The 19,143-nt window shown below is 71.0% G+C and carries 20 protein-coding genes; 3 read left to right on the forward strand and 17 right to left on the reverse strand.

Features of this window, described 5'->3' with window-relative positions; translation table 11 throughout:
• Positions 1-2: 2 nt before the first annotated feature.
• From rpoZ to pyrR, 11 genes are all read right to left on the reverse strand, one after another.
• A complete protein-coding gene (rpoZ, locus tag ABZ795_RS24870; RefSeq protein ID WP_007075826.1) occupies positions 3-266 on the reverse strand; it encodes a DNA-directed RNA polymerase subunit omega in 264 nt (87 codons plus the stop codon).
• A gap of 51 nt (positions 267-317) precedes the next feature.
• The gene (locus ABZ795_RS24875) at positions 318-851 is read right to left on the reverse strand and encodes a guanylate kinase (protein WP_357532083.1); all 534 of its coding nucleotides are present in this window, start codon (positions 849-851) and stop codon (positions 318-320) included.
• Positions 852-876: 25 nt separating this feature from the next.
• On the reverse strand, positions 877-1,194 hold the full coding sequence (gene mihF / locus ABZ795_RS24880; RefSeq protein WP_327026741.1) for an integration host factor, actinobacterial type: 318 nt from the start codon (positions 1,192-1,194) through the stop codon (positions 877-879).
• Between the two features lie 171 nt (positions 1,195-1,365).
• Complete coding sequence (gene pyrF / locus ABZ795_RS24885) at positions 1,366-2,202, reverse strand: orotidine-5'-phosphate decarboxylase (protein ID WP_327026742.1); 837 nt, start codon at positions 2,200-2,202, stop codon at positions 1,366-1,368.
• A gap of 77 nt (positions 2,203-2,279) precedes the next feature.
• Positions 2,280-3,554: an adenosylmethionine--8-amino-7-oxononanoate transaminase gene (locus tag ABZ795_RS24890; protein WP_327026743.1), complete on the reverse strand. Its 1,275-nt coding sequence runs from the start codon at positions 3,552-3,554 to the stop codon at positions 2,280-2,282.
• Positions 3,555-3,695: 141 nt separating this feature from the next.
• Positions 3,696-4,736: a quinone-dependent dihydroorotate dehydrogenase gene (locus ABZ795_RS24895; RefSeq protein WP_327026744.1), complete on the reverse strand. Its 1,041-nt coding sequence runs from the start codon at positions 4,734-4,736 to the stop codon at positions 3,696-3,698.
• A gap of 138 nt (positions 4,737-4,874) precedes the next feature.
• Positions 4,875-8,234, reverse strand: coding sequence for a carbamoyl-phosphate synthase large subunit (gene carB, locus ABZ795_RS24900; protein WP_357532084.1), 3,360 nt, complete (start codon positions 8,232-8,234; stop codon positions 4,875-4,877).
• Positions 8,227-9,390: a glutamine-hydrolyzing carbamoyl-phosphate synthase small subunit gene (carA, locus tag ABZ795_RS24905; protein ID WP_357532085.1), complete on the reverse strand. Its 1,164-nt coding sequence runs from the start codon at positions 9,388-9,390 to the stop codon at positions 8,227-8,229. Before carA ends, carB begins: the two co-directional genes overlap by 8 nt.
• Complete coding sequence (locus ABZ795_RS24910; RefSeq protein WP_357532086.1) at positions 9,387-10,664, reverse strand: dihydroorotase; 1,278 nt, start codon at positions 10,662-10,664, stop codon at positions 9,387-9,389. The genes carA and ABZ795_RS24910 overlap by 4 nt, the downstream gene beginning before the upstream one ends.
• Entirely contained in the window at positions 10,661-11,587 is a 927-nt protein-coding gene (locus ABZ795_RS24915) for an aspartate carbamoyltransferase catalytic subunit (protein ID WP_327026748.1), read from the reverse strand. Before ABZ795_RS24915 ends, ABZ795_RS24910 begins: the two co-directional genes overlap by 4 nt.
• A complete protein-coding gene (pyrR, locus tag ABZ795_RS24920) occupies positions 11,584-12,171 on the reverse strand; it encodes a bifunctional pyr operon transcriptional regulator/uracil phosphoribosyltransferase PyrR (protein WP_327026749.1) in 588 nt (195 codons plus the stop codon). Before pyrR ends, ABZ795_RS24915 begins: the two co-directional genes overlap by 4 nt.
• A gap of 317 nt (positions 12,172-12,488) precedes the next feature.
• Between pyrR and ABZ795_RS24925 the strand changes: the two genes are divergently transcribed.
• A complete protein-coding gene (locus ABZ795_RS24925; RefSeq protein ID WP_117229180.1) occupies positions 12,489-12,977 on the forward strand; it encodes a transcriptional regulator in 489 nt (162 codons plus the stop codon).
• A 79-nt stretch (positions 12,978-13,056) separates the two neighbouring features.
• On the opposite strand, the gene nusB is transcribed toward ABZ795_RS24925, so the two are convergent.
• The 4 genes from nusB to aroB all read right to left on the reverse strand — a co-directional run bounded on the left by nusB (position 13,057) and on the right by aroB (position 15,976).
• Positions 13,057-13,467: a transcription antitermination factor NusB gene (nusB, locus tag ABZ795_RS24930; protein ID WP_357532106.1), complete on the reverse strand. Its 411-nt coding sequence runs from the start codon at positions 13,465-13,467 to the stop codon at positions 13,057-13,059.
• A gap of 23 nt (positions 13,468-13,490) precedes the next feature.
• Positions 13,491-14,048 carry an elongation factor P gene (gene efp, locus ABZ795_RS24935; protein WP_327026750.1) on the reverse strand — a complete coding sequence of 186 codons (558 nt, stop codon included), beginning with the start codon at positions 14,046-14,048 and terminating at the stop codon, positions 13,491-13,493.
• Between the two features lie 396 nt (positions 14,049-14,444).
• Positions 14,445-14,885: a type II 3-dehydroquinate dehydratase gene (gene aroQ, locus ABZ795_RS24940; protein WP_327026751.1), complete on the reverse strand. Its 441-nt coding sequence runs from the start codon at positions 14,883-14,885 to the stop codon at positions 14,445-14,447.
• A complete protein-coding gene (aroB, locus tag ABZ795_RS24945) occupies positions 14,882-15,976 on the reverse strand; it encodes a 3-dehydroquinate synthase (protein WP_357532087.1) in 1,095 nt (364 codons plus the stop codon). Before aroB ends, aroQ begins: the two co-directional genes overlap by 4 nt.
• Positions 15,977-16,107: 131 nt before the next feature.
• Here aroB and ABZ795_RS24950 point away from each other — a divergent pair, with 131 nt between their 5' ends.
• Positions 16,108-16,650: a DUF2243 domain-containing protein gene (locus ABZ795_RS24950; RefSeq protein WP_327026753.1), complete on the forward strand. Its 543-nt coding sequence runs from the start codon at positions 16,108-16,110 to the stop codon at positions 16,648-16,650.
• Entirely contained in the window at positions 16,647-17,432 is a 786-nt protein-coding gene (locus ABZ795_RS24955) for a cytochrome c oxidase assembly protein (RefSeq protein ID WP_357532088.1), read from the forward strand. The genes ABZ795_RS24950 and ABZ795_RS24955 overlap by 4 nt, the downstream gene beginning before the upstream one ends.
• Here the strand turns inward: ABZ795_RS24955 and ABZ795_RS24960 are convergent.
• Together ABZ795_RS24960 and aroC are read right to left on the reverse strand one after the other, a co-directional pair.
• Positions 17,425-17,937 carry a shikimate kinase gene (locus ABZ795_RS24960; protein ID WP_357532089.1) on the reverse strand — a complete coding sequence of 171 codons (513 nt, stop codon included), beginning with the start codon at positions 17,935-17,937 and terminating at the stop codon, positions 17,425-17,427. The genes ABZ795_RS24955 and ABZ795_RS24960 overlap by 8 nt on opposite strands.
• Positions 17,934-19,112 (reverse strand): chorismate synthase, encoded by a 1,179-nt coding sequence (aroC, locus tag ABZ795_RS24965; protein ID WP_357532090.1) that lies wholly within the window; start codon positions 19,110-19,112, stop codon positions 17,934-17,936. The genes ABZ795_RS24960 and aroC overlap by 4 nt, the downstream gene beginning before the upstream one ends.
• Positions 19,113-19,143 lie beyond the last annotated feature (31 nt).

Raw genomic sequence — 19,143 nt, forward strand, 5'->3', positions numbered from 1 at the left:
GATTACGGCTGGTCGGTCGGCTCAGCGGTGAGCAGGCCCGCGTTGATCTCCCGCATCGCGATGGAGAGGGGCTTCTCCTGAGGGGTGGTCTCGACCAGCGGGCCGACGTACTCCAACAGACCCTCACCGAGCTGGCTGTAGTAGGCGTTGACCTGACGCGCGCGCTTGGCCGCGAAGATGACCAGAGCGTACTTCGACGTCGTCTTCTCCAGAAGCTCGTCGATCGGCGGGTTGGTGATGCCTTCTGGGTTGGCGATGGATCCCACGGATTAACCTCTGCGTCTTTCGCACGGACCGCGCTAGCGCGGTGCCGGCGCTCAACCGCGCGGGCGCGGCCGGGCCGGAGCCAGGAAGGAAGAACCGATGAATCCTACCAGTTCGCCCACGACCCGCTCCGTGCGGTCGTACGACACGGTGTGGTCGAAGGCCGACGCCACGGTCATGGCCGGCATTCGGCCGGGCGGGTGGAGCAACACCAGTCGGGCCTGCGGCCAGGCGGCCCGCACCAGCAGGGCCCCATCCAGATCCAGGGGCAGCAGGACCGGCACTCCGGCGGCGAGCCGGAGACGCAGCGGGGCGGTCTCGGTGCCCCGGCGATGCGCGCCCAGCCAACTCCACTCCAGCAGTTCGCCCGCGGCCAGGCGGCGGTCGAACTCCGGTGGGCTCAGGAAGTGACGATCGACCCCGTCACACTCGCCCTCACGTCGGGGTCGGGTGGTGACCGTGATCGGCCGCCACACGGACGGAGAACGCGCCCGGACCAACTCGACGACACTCTCCCTACCGGCACCGGATGGGCCAGCCAGGACAGTGAGCCGAGCCGCCGGGCGCGTCTCGTCATCCAAGCTCACTGCTTGTTTCTACACGCAGCCTCGCTCAGTTGGCAGCGAACTCCCCAAGCAGGGCCTTGCGCTGCTGCTCGCCGAGGCCACGCAGGCGACGGCTCTCGGCGATCTTGAGCTTCTCCATGATCTGGGTGGCCCGGATCTTGCCGATGCCCGGCATCGCCTGCAGCACGGCCGACACCTTGAGCTTGCCGACGACATCGTCGGACTCGGCCCGCGCAAGAACGGCACCGAGGGTGGTCTTGCCCTGCTTGAGCTGCTCCTTCAGCTCGGCACGGGCTTTGCGGATCTCCGCAGCCTTCTCCAGCGCGGCTGCGCGCTGCTCGGGGGTCAGTGACGGGAGCGGCACCAGTTCTCCTCAGGTCCCTATCGCGACGGGCGGGACGCACCGCCGCATCTGTGAAACGTGGTGTCGCTGTGAACCAAGGGGTTCCCAGCGCCGGGAAAACTAGCGGTCAACGGAGCTTTCGGCAACGTGGGCGCGCGATGATCACCACAAAGTGATCGAGCCATCAGTCAGTCAGGACATCCTCAGCGCGGCCTGGCAGTCGGTTACCGCCCGGTCAGCTGCGGCCCGCAGAGCATCCGGGTGTGGGCCCGCTCCCAACACCTCCCGGGAGTACGACGGCAGCACGGCGGGCAGGCTGGAACCGAACACCACCCGCAGATCGGCCGCCGTGGCACCCTGCGCGCCGAGCCCCGGCGCCAGCAACGGACCGTTCATCGCCGACAGGTCGCAGCCGGTCTCGCCGACAGTCGCCCCGATCACCGCACCGATACTCCCGAGCGGTTCCGCACCCGCGTTGAGCTGCGCAATCTCGTCGATCACCGTCTGCGCCACGGTGCGTCCGTCCGCCGTCGTGGCCCGCTGGACCGCAGCGCCCTCGGGGTTGGAGGTGAGCGCCAGAACGAAGACCCCGCCGCCGTGTTCGGCGGCGAGTTCGAACATGGGGGCGAGCGATCCGACCCCCAGGAACGGGCTTGCCGTGACCGCGTCGACATGCATGGGGCTGGATGGATGAAGGTACGCCGTGGCGTACGCGTGGACGGTCGAGCCGATGTCGCCACGCTTGACGTCGAGCAGAACGAGCGCGCCGCGCTCGCGCAACTGTCGGATAGTTGACTCAAGCACCGCCACACCGTGGGACCCGAATCGCTCGAAGAAGGCCGACTGAGGCTTCACCACCGCAACTCGGTCACCGAGGGCGTCCACGACGGTCGCGGCGAACCGGCTGAGCCCCTCGACGTCGTCGGCGAGACCCCAGCGGGCCAGCAGGGCCGGGTGCGGGTCGATGCCGACGCAGAGCGGACCCCGTTCACGGACGGCCCGGTGCAGTCGGGTGCCGAAGCTCTCCATCCTTCGCGCCTTTCTCTCATTGCTCAACTTGCCCTGTCCGGCTACTCAATCGCGGCACCCAGGTCGGGTCCGACTACTCAGGCGACCCGGGCCGCCGCACCGATAGCCGCCGTGATCAGCGCCAGGTCGGCGTCCTCGGTGAGGTACGGCGGCATCGTGTAGATCAGATCCCGGAAGGGACGCAGCCACACTCCCGCCGCAACCGCGGCGGCGGTGGCGGCGGCCATGTCGACCTCGTGGTCGAGTTGCACCACACCGATGCCGCCGAGGACCCGGACATCCGCCACCCCCGGGGTGCCACGCAACGGTTCCAGGCCGACCCGCAGGTTGCGCTCCAGCCGGGCCACCTGCCCGGCCCAGTCCCCGCCGGTCAGCAGGCCCAGCGAGGCGTTGGCGACCGCACAGGCCAGCGGGTTGCCCATGAAGGTCGGCCCGTGTGCCAGCACCCCACCGGCCCGGATGCCGGCCGCGATCTGCGGGGTGCACAGCGCGGCCGCCAGGGTCAGGTAGCCGCCGGTGAGGGCCTTGCCGACACACATCACGTCCGGAACCACCCCGGCGTGCTCGGCGGCGAACATCGTCCCGGTACGCCCGAACCCGGTGGCGATCTCGTCGAAGATCAGCAGCACCCCGTGCGCCCGGGTCACCTCGCGCAGCACCTTCAGGTAGTGGGGGTTGTGGAACCGCATCCCCCCGGCCCCCTGCACCACCGGCTCGACGATCACCGCGGCCAACTCGTCGGCGTGCCGCTGCACCGCCTCGACCAGCGCGGCCTCGTACCCCGGATCGACCGGTGTGTCGAAGCCGCCCGGCGGCACCGGGGCGAACACCTGCCGGGGCAGCACCTCGCCCCAGAGATGGTGCATGCCCCCCTCGGGGTCGCAGACGCTCATCGGGTGGAAGGTGTCTCCGTGGTAGCCACCCCGCCAGGTGCCCAACCGTCGGCGCTGCGGCCGGCCGGTGGCCCGCTGGTACTGGAGGCACATCTTGATCGCCACCTCGACGCTGACCGAGCCCGAGTCGGCCAGGAACACGTGCTCCAGCCCCTCGGGGGCCAACTCGACAAGGGTGCGGGCCAGCTCGACGGCGGGGGCGTGGGTCAGTCCGCCGAACATGACATGACTCATCCGGCCCAGCTGGTCGGTCACCGCGGCGTCCAGCACGGGATGCCGGTAGCCGTGGATCGCCGCCCACCACGACGACATCCCGTCGACCAGCTCACGCCCGTCCGCCAGCCGCAGCCGTACCCCCTGGGCGCTCTCGACCAGGTACGGCGACATGGCCGGCGGCAGGGCCGCGTACGGATGCCAGACGTGCGCGGCGTCAGCGGCGAGAATCTCCTCCGGCCTCACCGGGTCTCCCCTCCGGCACCGACCGGGCGGGGCCCCGACCCGCCCGCCCCCGGCGCCCGTCGCTCGTACACCTCGGTAGGTGGGTCGGGCCGGTCGCTGTCTCCCCCTCAGGTCCGGCACCGCCCGCCCCACCGTGGTCTGTCATCGTGTGGTGGTGGTCGGCTGCGGGGCGGCCGCCGCCGCGCGGGCGACCGCGCGGGGCAGGGCCGGGCCACGGTAGATGAAGCCGGTGTAGAGCTGCACCAGGCTGGCTCCGGCGTCGAACATCCGGGCCGCGTCGTCGGGGTGGAGGATGCCGCCCACCCCGATGATCGGCAGCCGTCCGCCGGTCTCGCGGTGAACGAAGGAGACCACTTGGCGGGCCCGGTCGGTCAGCGGTCGACCGGACAGGCCGCCCGCCTCCCCGGCCCGCGGCTGGTCGCTCGGGGCCAGGCCCTCGCGGCCCAGGGTGGTGTTCGTGGCGATCACCCCGGCGGCCCCCCGCGCCAGACACACCTCCAGCAGTTCGGCGATGGCGGGCTCGGTGAGATCCGGGGCGATCTTCACCAGCACGGGCTTCTCGCCTACCAGGGCGGCCAGCAGGGCGTCCAGGTGGTCCCGGTCCTGCAGGGCGCGCAGGCCGGGGGTGTTCGGTGAGGAGACGTTGACCGCGAAGTAGTCGCCGTGCCCGCGCAGGGCGCGGTACGACGCCTGGTAGTCGGCCACCGCCTCCTCCAGCGGTGTCACCTTGGACTTGCCCAGGGAGATCCCCAGGGGTACGCCCAACGGGCGGGGCAACGCCGCCAGCCGGGCCGCCAGGGCCTCGGCTCCGGCGTTGTTGAAGCCCATCCGGTTGATCACCGCCTCGCTGTCCGGCAGGCGGAACAGCCGGGGACGGGGGTTACCGGGCTGCGGGTGGGCCGTCACCGTACCGACCTCGACGAAGCCGAAGCCCAGGGCCGGCCAGGCCGGCAGCGCCGCCCCGTCCTTGTCCATCCCGGCCGCCAGTCCGACCGGGTTGGGGAACCGCACCCCGAACACCGTGCGGGGTGCGGCCACCGCGTACCGGGCCCGCAGCACCGCCAACGCGGCCGGCATCCGCGACAGCGCGCTCAACCGCCGCAACGTCCACTCATGGGCCGCCTCCGCGTCCCCGCCCCCGACCCGGAACAACCCCCGCCGAACCGTCCGCTCAAACATCACCCAGCACCTCCCCCGCCCCCGGCATCGCCCCGTTGATCATGAGGTTGACGGCGGTGTGGATCTCCTCCACTGCCGCCAACCTCATGATCAACCGACAGGGAGCGGGGTGGGGTGAGGGGGTGGGGGTGGGTGGGGTGGTCATTGGGGGGTCCGGAGGGTGGCGTGGAGGGCCTGGAGGGGGCGGACCTGCATGTCGCCACGGATGCGGGCCTCGATGCCCATGACCGCGGCGGCGGCACCGGGGACCGTGGTGATGCAGGGGATGTCAGCGGTCACCGCGGCGCTGCGGATCTCGTAGCCGTCGGAACGGGCGCTGGCACCGGAACCCTGCGGGGTGTTGATCACCAGAGCGATCCGGCCGTTGCGGATCAGCGACACCGCGTCGTCGTCGGAGCCGGCCTCGTAGTGCTTGGGGGCAAGCTCGCAGGCGATGCCGTGCCGACGCAGCACCTCGGCAGTACCGGCCGTCGCGACGATCTCGAAGCCCAGATCGGCCAGGCGCTTCACCGGGAAGATCATGCTGCGCTTGTCGCGGTTCGCCACCGAGACGAAGATCTTGCCCTGGGTCGGCAGGTCACCGTACGCGGCCGACTGGGACTTGGCGAAGGCGTACCCGAAGGCGGTGTCGATGCCCATCACCTCGCCGGTCGACTTCATCTCCGGGCCGAGCAGGGAATCCACCCCCTTGCCGGCCGGGGTCCGGAAGCGCTTGAAGGGCAGGACCGCCTCCTTGACCGCTACCGGGGCGTCCAGCGGCAGGGTGCCACCGTCCCCGGTCGCCGGCAGCAGACCCTCCGCCCGCAGTTCGGCGATGGTCGCCCCGAGGGCGATCCGGGCCGCCGCCTTGGCCAGCGGCACCGCGGTGGCCTTGGAGACGAACGGCACCGTACGCGAGGCGCGCGGGTTGGCCTCCAACACGTACAGGGTGTCGTCCTTCAACGCGTACTGCACGTTGAGCAGGCCGCGTACCCCGATGCCCCGGGCGATCGCCTCGGTGTACCGGCGGACCTGTGCCACATGGGAGCCGGCCAGGGTGATCGGCGGCAGGGCGCAGGAGGAGTCGCCGGAGTGGATGCCGGCCTCCTCGATGTGCTCCATCACCCCGCCGAGGTACACCTCCCCGTCGGCGTCGCAGAGGGCGTCCACGTCGATCTCGATGGCGTCGTCGAGGAACCGGTCGACCAGCACCGGGTGGTCCGGGGAGATGTCCGTGGCCCGCCCGATGTAGTCACGCAGGGTGGCGTCGTCGTAGACGATCTCCATCCCCCGCCCGCCCAGCACGTACGACGGCCGGACCAGCACCGGGTAGCCGATCGTGTCGGCGATCTCCTTGGCCTCCTCGTACGAGGTGGCGGTGCCGTGGTCCGGGGCCCGCAGACCGGCCCGGGCCAGCAGGGCCCCGAAGGCGCCCCGCTCCTCGGCCAGGTGAATCGACTCCGGGGAGGTGCCGACCACCGGTACCCCGGCGTCCTTGAGCCGCTGCGCCAACCCGAGGGGGGTCTGCCCGCCCAGTTGCACGATCACGCCCACCACGCCCGGCCCTCCGGCCGCCCGGCCGGAGGAGTCCTCCGCGTACCAGACCTCCAGCACGTCCTCGAAGGTCAACGGCTCGAAGTAGAGACGGTCGGCGGTGTCGTAGTCGGTGGAGACCGTCTCCGGGTTGCAGTTGACCATCACGGTCTCGAACCCGGCCCCGGAACCCGTACCCCGCAACGCCTGCACGGCGTGCACGCAGGAGTAGTCGAACTCGATGCCCTGCCCGATCCGGTTCGGCCCGGAACCCAGGATCAGCACCTTGGGCCGGTCCGAGCCGACCACCTCGGTCTCCGCGTCGTACGAGGAGTAGTGGTACGGGGTGGTGGCCTCGAACTCGGCGGCGCAGGTGTCCACCGTCTTGTAGACCGGTCGGATTCCCAGCCGTTGACGCAGGGTCCGTACCCCGTCCTCGGCGGCCAGTTCCGGACGCAGCGCGGCCAACTGGCGGTCGGACAGGCCGGCTCGCTTGGCCTGGTGCAGCAGTTCGCCGTCCAGCACCGGGGCGGCCACGATCTCCGCGCGCAACTCCACCAATGCGGCGATCTGGTCCACGAACCAGGGGTCGATCCCACCGGAGGCCGCGGTGACCTCCGCGATCGAGGCACCCAGGCGCAGCGCCCGCTCCACCGTGTAGAGCCGACCGTCGTGCGGGGTGGCCAGGGCGGCGAGGGTGTTCTCCTTGGTCGCGCCGACCGGGTCGGGCACCGTCCAGAACCCGGCGGCCTTGGTCTCCATGGACCGCATCGCCTTGTTCAGGGCCTCGCTGAAGTTGCGGCCGAGACTCATCGCCTCGCCGACGGACTTCATCGTGGTGGTCAGCTCCGGATCCGCGCCGGGGAACTTCTCGAAGGCGAACCGGGGGATCTTCACCACCACGTAGTCCAGGGTCGGCTCGAAGGCCGCCGGGGTCTTGCGGGTGATGTCGTTCGGGATCTCGTCGAGGGTGTAGCCGATGGCCAGCTTCGCGGCGATCTTCGCGATCGGGAAGCCGGTCGCCTTGGAGGCCAGCGCCGAGGAGCGGGACACCCGGGGGTTCATCTCGATGACCACGATCCGCCCGTCGGCCGGGTTGATCGCGAACTGGATGTTGCAGCCGCCGGTGTCCACCCCGACCTCCCGCAGCACCGCGATGCCCAGGTCACGCAGGCGCTGGAACTCGCGGTCGGTCAGGGTCATGGCCGGTGCCACCGTGACGCTGTCGCCGGTGTGCACGCCCATCGGGTCGATGTTCTCGATCGAGCAGACCACCACCACGTTGTCGTGGCGGTCCCGCATGAGTTCGAGCTCGTACTCCTTCCAGCCGAGCACGCTCTCCTCGATCAGCACCTCGTGCACCGGGCTGGCGGCCAGCCCCGAGCCGGCGATGCGCTCCAGGTCCTCGTCGTTGTGCGCCATGCCGGAGCCGAGGCCGCCCATGGTGAACGACGGCCGGATCACCACCGGCAGGCCCAGCTCGACGACGGTCTCGCGGACCTCGTCCATCGAGTGGCAGACCCTTGAGCGGGGCACCAGGCTCGTGGGATCCGCCATGCCGAGCTGTACGCCCGCCTTGGCCACGATGTCCTTGAACAGCTGCCGGTCCTCGCCGCGACGGATCGCGTCGATGTTGGCGCCGATCAGCTCGACACCGTACTTCTCCAGCACCCCGGCCTCGTGCAGGGCGACCGCGGTGTTCAGCGCGGTCTGCCCGCCCAGGGTGGGCAGCACCGCGTCCGGCCGCTCCTTGGCGATGACCAGTTCGACGAACTCCGGGGTGATCGGCTCGACGTAGGTGGCGTCGGCGAACTCCGGATCCGTCATGATCGTGGCCGGGTTCGAGTTGACCAGGCTGACCCGGATCCCCTCGCTGCGCAGCACCCGGCAGGCCTGGGTGCCGGAGTAGTCGAACTCGCAGGCCTGCCCGATGACGATCGGCCCGGAGCCGATCACCAGGATGTGCTTGAGATCGTCGCGCTTAGGCATTGCTGCGCCCCTTGCTGTGGTTCCGGCCCTCGATCAATTCGGCGAAACGGTCGAAGAGGTAGTCCGCGTCGTGCGGACCGGCCGCCGCCTCCGGGTGGTACTGCACGGTGAAGGCCGGGACCTCCAGGGCCCGCAGCCCCTCGACCACGTTGTCGTTGAGGCAGACATGGCTGACCTGTACGCCCCCGAACTCGGTCTCGATGACCTGGTCGGGCACGACCGCACCCGGGGCCACCCCGGGCACCTGCACGGCGAAGCCGTGGTTGTGGCTGGTCACCTCGACCTTGCCGGTCATCCGGTCCAGCACCGGCTGGTTGATGCCCCGGTGGCCGTAGCCGAGCTTGTAGGTGCCGAAGCCCAGCGCCCGGCCGAGGATCTGGCTGCCGAAGCAGATGCCGAACAAGGGCACCTTCCGACGCAGCACCTCACGGGCCAGCTTGACCGGCCCGTCGGCGGTCGCCGGGTCACCCGGGCCGGGTGAGAAGAAGACCGCGTCCGCCCCGGTGGCCAGCAGATCGTCGATGGTCGCCGTCACCGGCAGCACGTGGGTGGTAACCCCCCGGGCGGCGAGCCGACGCGGCACGTTGCGCTTGATGCCCAGGTCCAGAGCGGCCACCGTGAACCGGTGCTCCCCCTCGGCCGGCACCACGTACGGCGCGGTCGTGCTCACCTCGGCGGACAGGTCCGCGCCGACCATGTGCGGCGACTGGCGGACCCGGGCCAGCAGGGCGCGGGGGTCGTCGTCGATGCTGGAGATGCCGACCCGCATGGCGCCCCGGTCGCGCAGGTGCCGGGTCAGGGCCCGGGTGTCCACCCCGCTGATGCCGACGATCCCCTCGGTGGCCAGCCGGTCCTCCAGCCCGCCGGTGGCACGCCAGTTGGAGCTGATCCGTGCGGGGTCCCGCACCACGTAGCCGGCCACCCAGATCCGCCGGGACTCGTCGTCGGAGTCATTGACACCGGTGTTGCCGATGTGCGGGGCGGTCTGCACCACGACCTGCCGGTAGTACGAGGGGTCGGTCAGGGTCTCCTGGTAGCCGGTCATCCCGGTGTTGAAGACCGCCTCACCGAAGGTCTCCCCGACGCTGCCGTAGGCCTCGCCGTGGAAGGTGCGCCCGTCCTCCAGGACGAGAATCGCCGAACGCCTACGACTCACTTGACTGCCTTTCCGTCCAGGACCGTCGCCTCGCCGCGCAGGAAGGTCGCCACGATGCGACCCGGCAGCGTCATCCGGGCGTACGGGGTGTTGCGGCTGCGACTGGCCGACTCCGCCGGGTCGATCGTCCGGCGGGCCGCCGGGTCGACCAGGGTCAGGTTGGCCGGGGCTCCGGGGGCGGGGTCGTGCCCGTGTTCGGTCAGCCCGGCGATGCGGGCCGGGGTGCGGGACATCCGCTCGGCGATCAGATCCCACTCGGGGCCGAGCACCTCTAGGGCGATCGACAGCGCCGTCTCCAGCCCGAGCATTCCCGGGCGGGCGTACGCCCACTCGCACTCCTTGTCCTCCACGGCGTGCGGGGCGTGGTCGGTGGCGATGATGTCGATCACCCCCTCGACCAGCGCGGCCCGCAGGGCGGCGATGTCCGTGGCGGTCCGCAGCGGTGGGTTGACCTTGTACACCGGGTCGTAGGTCTCCGCCCGGGTGTCGGTGAGCAGCAGGTGGTGCGGGGTCACCTCGGCGGTGACCCGGACCCCCCGCGCCTTCGCCTGGCGCAGCACCTCGACACTGCCGGCGGTGGAGAGGTGGCAGACGTGCAGTCGGCTGCCGACGTGCTCGGCCAGCAGCACGTCCCGGGCGATGATCGCCTCCTCGGCCACGGCCGGCCAGCCGGTCAGGCCCAGCCGGGTGGAGACCTCACCCTCGTGCATCTGCGCGCCCTCGGTGAGCCGGGGCTCCTCGGCGTGCTGGGCGATGATGCCGTCGAAGGCCTTGACGTACTCCAGGGCCCGGCGCATCAGCCGGGGGTCGGCCACACAGTGCCCGTCGTCGGAGAAGATCCGGACCCGGGCGGCGGAGTCGGCCATCGCCCCCAACTCGGCCAGCCGCTCGCCGGCCAGCCCTACGGTGACCGCGCCGATCGGCTGCACGTCGACCAGCCCGGCCTCCCGGCCTAGCCGCCAGACCTGCTCGACCACTCCGGCGGTGTCGGCCACCGGGGAGGTGTTGGCCATCGCGCAGACCGCGGTGTAGCCGCCCAGCGCCGCCGCCCGGGAACCGGTCTCCACGGTCTCGGCGTCCTCCCGCCCGGGCTCACGCAGGTGGGTGTGCAGGTCGACCAGGCCGGGCAGGGCCACCAGGCCGGTGGCGTCGAGCACGGTGGCCTCCGGCGCGGACAGCCCCGGGCCGGCTTCGGCGACCATGCCGTCGCGCAGCAGCAGGTCGGTAGGTGCCGCGCCGAGCACACTGACGTTCTTGATCAGGTACGAGTTCACCGGTTGTTTCCCCCGAGCAGCAGGTAGAGGACGGCCATCCGCACGGAGACCCCGTTGGTGACCTGTTCGACGATGGTGGAGCGGGGCGAGTCGGCCACCTCCGGAGTGATCTCCATGCCCCGGTTCATCGGACCGGGGTGCATGACGATCGCGTGCTCCGGCAGCCGGCGCATCCGGGTGCCGTCCAGGCCGTAGCGGCGGGCGTACTCGCGGGCGGAGGGGAAGTAGGAGTCGCCCATCCGCTCCCGCTGCACCCGCAGCATCATCACCACGTCCGTCGAGGGCAGTACGGCGTCCAGGTCGTAGCAGACGGCGGTACCGGGGGCCAGGGCGGCGGAGATGTCGACCGGGATCAGGGTGGGCGGCCCGACCAGGGTGACCTTGGCACCCAGGGTGGACAGCAGCAGCACGTTCGACCGGGCCACCCGCGAGTGCAGCACGTCACCGACGACGGCCACGGACAGGCCGGCCAGCCGGCCCATCCGGGAGCGCATGGTGTACGCGTCCAGCAGCGCCTGGGTGGGATGCTCGTGGGTACCGTCGCCGGCGTTGACCACGGAACCGTCGACCCAGTCGGCCAGCCGGTGCGGGGCGCCGGAGGCCGGGTGCCGGACGACCACCGCGTCGGCCCCCATGGCCTGCAGGGTCAGCGCGGTGTCCTTGAGGCTCTCCCCCTTGGCGACGCTGGACCCCTTGGCCGAGAAGTTGATCACGTCGGCGCTGAGCCGCTTGGCCGCCGCCTCGAAGGAGATCCGGGTCCGGGTGGAGTCCTCGTAGAAGAGGTTGACCACCGTACGCCCGCGCAGCGCGGGCAGCTTCTTGACCTCACGGCCGGAGACGGCTGCCATCTCCGCGGCGGTGTCCAGGATCTGCAGGGCGGTGTCGGCGTCCAGGTCGGCGCCGGAGAGCAGGTGCCTGATCATGAGAGGGCGTCCTCCGCGTAGAGCCGGACCTCGTCGGCACCGTCGGTCTCGGCGAGGGTCACCTTCACGCTCTCGGCCAGGGCGGTGGGGATGTTCTTGCCGACGTAGTCGGCGCGGATCGGCAGTTGCCGGTGGCCCCGGTCGACCAGCACCGCGAGTTGTACGGACGCCGGGCGCCCCAAATCCCCCAGGGCGTCGAGGGCGGCGCGCACCGTACGGCCGGAGAAGAGCACATCGTCGACGAGGATCACCCGCATGCCGTCGATCCCGCCGGGCGGCACCTGGGTCGGGCCGACCGCCCGGGTGGCGTTGCGCCGCAGGTCGTCGCGGTAGAGGGTGATGTCGAGCACCCCTACGGGTACCGCTATGCCCTCGAAGGCGTTGATCCGGTCGGCGAGTCGGCGAGCCAGCGGAGCGCCCCGGGTCGGCACACCGAGCAGTACGGTGTCCGACGCCCCCTGGGTCTTCTCCAGGATCTGGTGGGCGATCCGGTCGACGACCCGCTGCACCTCGGCGCTGGTCAAAATCACCTTCACCGAGGGTTGTCGCGGCGGCGACGGGTGGGCAGCCGGTGGGTAGGCCACGGCGGACCTCCTTCCCCGCCTCACGGGACGGGTCGTTAAAGGATGTCGGATCCTCCAGGTCAGCCGGGTTGCGGCCGGCGGGAGGGCTTGGGCCACGTTACCAGTGGTCGTTGCCGTGACCACGGTCGGGCACGAGTGGCTCAGGCCACGTCGGCGGAGGACCGGTCGACGTATCGGTTCAGCGGGCAGAACGGGACAAGTCGACCGGGGTGCCCAACTGGAGTCTCAGCACCACTTGACCACGTTTACGAATCCCCGTACCGTCACGCTCCGTAGCGATCGCTGGGAGAACCCCGAGCAGCACTGGGAGTGTCCGAATGCCCTCTGAATACGCCAAGTCTCTGGGCGCCCGCCTGCGCTCCATCCGCCAGCAGCAGGGTCTGTCCCTGCAGGGCGTGGAGGAGAAGTCGAACGGGCGTTGGAAGGCGGTTGTGGTCGGCTCGTACGAGCGCGGCGACCGGGCCGTCACGGTGTCCCGCTTGGCCGAGTTGGCCGAGTTCTACCGCGTCCCGGTCTCGGAGCTGCTGCCGGACGGCAGTGGGGTGCGGCACGAGCCCACCAGCAAGATCGTTCTGGACCTGGAGCGGCTCTACGACGAGGCCAGCGAGGAACTCGCCTACGTGGCGCGGTACGCCCGGGCCATCCAGCAGCAGCGCGGTGACTACAACGGCCGGGTGCTGTCCATCCGCGCCGACGACCTGCGCGCCCTCGCGATCGTCTACGACGCCTCCCCCTCCGGCCTGATCGAGCGGCTGACCGAGCACGGCGTGCTGGTCGCCGACCCCCGGGCGTTCTTCGCCTCCTGACCCCCCACAGCACGAAAGGCCCGCGCCGGATGGCGCGGGCCTTTCTTCGTTGCGGAGCCCTCCTCGGTGCGAGGAGGGGTCAGCGGGTGGCGTACTCGGCGATGCGGCCGAGCAGGCCGTTGAGGAACCGGGGAGAGTCGTCCGTGGACATCTGCCGGGCCAACTCCACGGCCTCACTGATCGCCACCGCGTCGTCGATCTCGTCGATGTAGAGCAGCTCGTAGACCGCGATGCGGGCCAGGTTGCGGTCCACCACCGGCATCCGGTCCAGGGTCCAGCCCTCGGCGTAGCTGGCTATCAACTCGTCGATCCGGTCGAGGTGACCGGCCACCCCCTCGACCAGGCCGACCGCGTACCCCAGATGGTCCGGGCGCGGCTTCTCGATCCGCTCGATGTAGCCGGCCAGCACCTCGACCGGCGGACGATCACGCAGGTCGGCCTCGAAGAGCACGTCCAGCGCCCGCTTGCGCGCCTTGCGGCGCGCCGGCATCTGCTGCTTCGGACCCTCGGCCATCAGGCGCGGCCGAGGTAACGGCCGTCGCGAGTGTCGACCTTGATCTTCTCGCCGGTGGTGATGAAGAGCGGCACCTGTACGGTCGCGCCGGTCTCCACCGTCGCCGGCTTGTTGCCACCGGTGGACCGGTCGCCCTGAAGGCCCGGCTCGGTGTAGGTGATCTCCAGCACCACGGAGGTCGGCAGCTCGACGTAGAGCGGCACCCCCTCGTGGGTGGCCACAGTCGCCTCGGCCTCGGGCAGCAGGTAGTTGGCGGCATCGCCGACCGTGGCGCCCGGGACGGTGATCTGGTCGAAGGTCTCCATGTCCATGAAGACGTAGTCTTCGCCGTCGGCGTAGAGGTACTGCATGGTGCGCTTGTCCACGGTCGCGGTCTCGACCTTGGTGCCCGCGTTGAAGGTCTTGTCGACGACCTTGCCGGAGAGCACGTTCTTCAGCGTGGTACGCACGAACGCACCACCCTTACCGGGCTTGACGTGCTGGAACTCGACGACGGCCCAGAGCTCCCCGTCGAGGTTGAGTACCAGGCCGTTCTTCAGGTCGTTGGTGGTGGCCATTTCCTGCCTTGATCGTCATTTGGCGGACAGACCTAGCAAGTCTACTAGCCGGGCGCGGACCCACCGGCCGTCCCCTCGACCCATCGAGGCCCCACCCACCACCCTCGGTAACCACTCCCTCTCCCGCAGTCCCACCCCCTCCCGCCCTTTGCTCTGCTTCAACCCACGCAACGGTCACACCCTGTGACAACAGGGCCGCGACCCCCGCCAACCCACGGCACGATGGCGCTGCTCAGCGGCTGTTGCGTCCGTTGAAGCAGAGCAAAGGAGGCGGGGGGCAGTCGGGAGGGAGGCCAGGATCTCACTCAGCGCGACGAAAGCGGAGGGTAGTCGCGGTGTCCAGCCTCTCCGCGGCTGAGCGGGACGCGTCGGCCCAGCGGGATGACCAGCAGGACCTCAGCCGTTCTGGTCGCGGCGGTAGGCCAGGTGGTGCAGGGCCAGGCGGTAGCCGTCCACACCGAGCCCGCAGATCACCCCGGTCGCCACCGCCGAGACGACGGAGTGGTGCCGGAACTGCTCCCGGGCGTGGATGTTGGACAGGTGCACCTCCACCAGCGGCCCCCGGAGCATGGCGCAGGCGTCCCGTACCGCGATGGAGTAGTGCGACCAGGCCGCCGGGTTGAGCACCACGGCGGCACCCTCGTCCGCGGCCGCGTGCAGCCAGCCGAGCAGTTCATGCTCGGCGTCGGTCTGCCGTACGACGACCTCCAAGCCCAGCTTTCGCCCGGTCGACTCGCAGAGCTGCACCAGGTCGGCGTAGCTGGTCGCCCCGTAGACTTCTACCTGGCGGGTGCCCAGGCGGCCCAGGTTGGGTCCGTTGAACACGTACACCTTCATGCCGAGCCACCTTCCGGTGCCGACACCGCAGCGTAGGCGGCTCGCAGCAGGTCGTCGTCGGGCCCCTCCAGCAGCGCCGGTCGGGCCAGGCCGTCGAGCACCACGAACCGCAGCAGGTTGCCGCGGGCCTTCTTGTCGACCCGCATGGTCTCCAGCAGGCGGGGCCAGGCCTCGGCCGCGTACCGGGTGGGCAGGTCGAGCGCGGTCAGCACCGCGCGGTGCCGGGCGGCGGTGTCCGGGTCCAGTCGGCCGGCGAGACGGGCCAGTTCGGCGGCGTAGATCAGGCCGACCGAGACGGCATGACCGTGCCGCCAGCGGTACCCCTCGACCTTCTCGATCGCGTGGGCCAGGGTGTGCCCGTAGTTGAGCACCTCGCGTACGCCGGACTCGCGCAGGTCTCCCCCGACCACCTCGGCCTTGACCCGGATGGCCCGCTCGATCAGCTCCCGGGTCGCCGGGCCGGTGGGGTCGACCGCCCCGGCCGGGTCCCGCTCGACCAGGTCCAGGATGGCCGGGTCGGCGATGAAGCCGCACTTGACCACCTCGGCCAGGCCGGCGGCCAGGTCCGCCGGTGGCAGGGTGTCCAGGGTGCTGAGGTCGGCCAACACCCCCACCGGGGGGTGGAAGGCGCCGACCAGGTTCTTGCCGGCCGTGGTGTTGATGCCGGTCTTGCCGCCCACCGCCGCGTCGACCATGCCGAGCAGGGAGGTGGCCACCGGCACCCACCGCACCCCGCGCAGCCAGCAGGCGGCAACGTAGCCGGCCAGGTCGGTGACCGCGCCGCCGCCCACCCCGACAACCGCGTCGGTACGGGTGAAACCGGCCGCCCCCAGCCGGTCCCAGCAGGCCGCCGCGACATCGACATGTTTGCCGGCCTCGGCGTCGGGCACCTCTATCGGCAGCGGTGTCAGGCCGGCGGCACCCAGCCGGTCGGAGATCGCATCGGCCAACTCCTTCAGTGGCGGGGCGTGCAGCACCGCCACCCGGGTGGCGTCGGGCAGCAGACCGGGCAGCGTGTCGAGCAGGCCACGGCCGACCAGCACGTCGTACGGCTGCTCGCCGCCGACCGGGATCCGGGTCACCTTGTCCATCGCCGGGAGCCTAGCCCACCGATGACCGCCTCGACCGGATCCGTCCGGGGGTGCCCGAGGTGTGGAACGCAGGTTTACCGCTGCCCGCTCGGGGCAGGGCAGCAGCATCGCAGACCACCAGGGAGACGCCCATGACCGAGCGAACGATCGACGGGGCCGACATCCGGCTGCCGGCCGCCATCCTCGGCGTCGGGCTCGGCGGCTTCGTCGACGGCATCCTGCTGCATCAGGTGCTCCAGTGGCATCACCTGCTCAGCAACACCGGTGCCGACAACATCGGGATCCGCGAGTACCCGGTGGACACCGTGGCCGGGTTGCAGATGAACACCCTGTGGGACGGGCTCTTCCACGTGGTCACCTGGGTGGCGGTGCTGACCGGCCTGGCGATGCTCTATGCCCGGGTGACCCGGTCCCGAGGACGACTGTGGCGCTCGCCGATGTTGTGGGGCTGGGCGCTGCTCGGGTGGGGACTGTTCAACCTGGTCGAGGGCGTCGTCAACCATCACCTGCTGGCCATCCACCACGTCCGCCCCGGGTCGCATCGACTCTGGTGGGACCTGGGTTTCCTCGCCCTGGGGGTGGTGCTGATCGTGGTCGGCCTGCTGGTGCAGCGCCGGGCCACCGCGGTGGACCTCTGCGACGAGGATTCGTCGACCGTACGTCGACACCGATGAGCCTGACGCACACCGCCCAGCACCCCACGACGGTCGGCCCGGCGCTGCTCGTACCCCTGGTGGTGGGGTGGTGTTATCTGGCTGCCGCGTTGCGACAGCGCGAACCGGACCGGGCCGGTTGGAGCCACTGGCGTACGGCGGCCTTCGCCACCGGGTGCGCCCTGCTCGCCACCGCCCTGCTGCTGCCGGTCGAGGGGTTCGCCGCACACATGTGGCAGCACCTGCTGCTCGGCATGCTCGCCCCGTTGGGTCTGGTGCTCGGCGCCCCCGGCACTCTGCTGTTGCGTACGGTCGACCGGCGGTTCGGGCGGGCGGCGCTGCGGGCGCTGGGACATCCGGTGGCGCGGACTCTTCTGCACCCGGTCACCGGGCTGCTGCTCACCGCCGGTGGGCTGTGGCTGCTGTACCTGACTCCCCTGTACCGGGCCACTTTCAGCAGCTCTGCGCTGCACGACCTGGTCAACCTGCACTTCCTGCTCAGCGGGTTGCTGTTCACCTGGTCGATCGCCGGTCCGGAGCCCTACCGGCACCGGGCCCGCGTACCGGTGCGGCTGGTGGTGCTCGGCGCCGCGATCGTCGCGCACGCCAGCCTGGCCCAGCTGTTGTACGCGGGACTACTGGTCGATGTACCCGCTTCGCCGGAGCAGCTGCGCTCCGGTGCGGCGGTGATGTACTACGGCGGGGACCTGGCCGAGATCCTGCTGGCCCTGGCCCTGTTGGCCAGTTGGCGCCCGCAGCCGCGCCGGGTGCCGACACCGGCCGCCGCGTCAGCGGTTACTTGAGCAGGGGGAGGATCTCGGCGGCGACCTCGGCGGGGGTACGACCGTCGGTCACCACGGTCTCGGTCGCCACCTCGGCGTAGAGGGGGCGACGCTGCTCCAGCAGGTACTTCAGGGTGGCCCGTGGGTTGATCGCCAGCAACGGACGCCCGACACCCAGACCCACCCGCTTCACCGCGTCGGTCAACTCCACCGACAGGTGCACCACCCGGTGCCCGATCAGCGCGGCGCGGGTCTGCTCGTCCAGCACCGCCCCTCCGCCGAGGGCCAGCACCCCCGCGCAGGAGGCCAGGGCCGCGGCCACGGCCGCCCGTTCCAGGGCCCGGAAGTGCTCCTCGCCCTCGTCGACGAAGATCTCCGGGATCGGCTTGCCGGCCTGGCGTTCGATGTCGGTGTCGGTGTCGCGGAACTCCACCCCCAACTCGGCGGCGAGGAACTGCCCGACGGTGGTCTTGCCGGAGCCGGGGGCGCCGACCAGCACACAGACCGGACGGGTCGAACCGGTCACCGGATCACCAGCGCGTCCAGGTAGCCGGACAGGTTGCGGCGCATCTCGGCGATCGAGTCACCGCCGAACTTCTCCACCGCCGCCTCGGCCAGCACCAGGGCCACCATCGCCTCGGCGACGACGGCGGCGGCCGGTACCGCGCAGACGTCGGAACGCTGGTTGATCGCGGTGGCCGGCTCACCGGTGGTGATGTCGACCGTGGCCAGGGCCCGGTTCAGGGAGGAGATGGGCTTCATGGCGGCCTTGACCCGCAACGGCTCGCCGGTGGTGATGCCGCCCTCCAGGCCACCGGCCCGGTCGGTGACCCGGCGTACCCCGGTGGCGGTGTTGATGATCTCGTCGTGGGCCTCGGAGCCGCGTGAGCGGGCCTGCTGCCAGCCGTCGCCGATCTCCACACCCTTGATCGCCTGGATCGACATCAGGGCGGTGGCCAGCCGGGCGTCGAGCTTGCGGTCCCACTGCACGTGGCTGCCCAGGCCGGGCGGCACCCCGTAGGCCAGCACCTCGACCACCCCACCCAGGGTGTCCGCGGCCTTCTTGGCGGCGTCGACCTCGGCGACCATCCGGGCGCTGGCCTCCGGGTCGAGGCAGCGCAGGGGGTCGGCGTCGATGCGCTCGGCGTCCTCCGGTCGGGGGCGCAGCCCCGCCTTGACGCTCACCGGGCCCAGCTCCACGACGTGCGAGACGATCTCCACGTCGAGGGCCTGCCGCAGCAGCGCCTTGGCCACCGTGCCGACGGCCACCCGGGCGGCGGTCTCCCGCGCGCTGGCCCGCTCCAGGATCGGCCGGGCGTCCGTGTGGCCGTACTTCTGCATGCCGGCCAGGTCGGCGTGGCCCGGCCGGGGTCGGGTCAGCGGGGCGTTGCGGGCCTGGCTGGCCAGTTCCTCGGCATCGACCGGGTCGGCGGCCATCACGGTGCGCCACTTGGGCCATTCGGAGTTGCCGACCCGGATGGCGACCGGGCTGCCCAGGGTCACCCCGTGCCGCAGGCCGCCGATCACCTCGACCTCGTCCTGCTCGAAGGCCATCCGTGCCCCCCGGCCGTAGCCGAGCCGGCGGCGGGCCAGTTCCCCGGCGATCTCGGTGGAGGTCACCTCGATCCCGGCCGGCACCCCCTCCAGCAATGCGACGAGGGCGGGTCCGTGTGATTCCCCTGCGGTAAGCCAGCGCAACACAGCCATGAGTGTGTCACGCCCGGTGTCCGCG

It is taken from the genome of Micromonospora sp. NPDC047134, from assembly GCF_040643455.1.
Lineage (GTDB): Bacteria > Actinomycetota > Actinomycetes > Mycobacteriales > Micromonosporaceae > Micromonospora.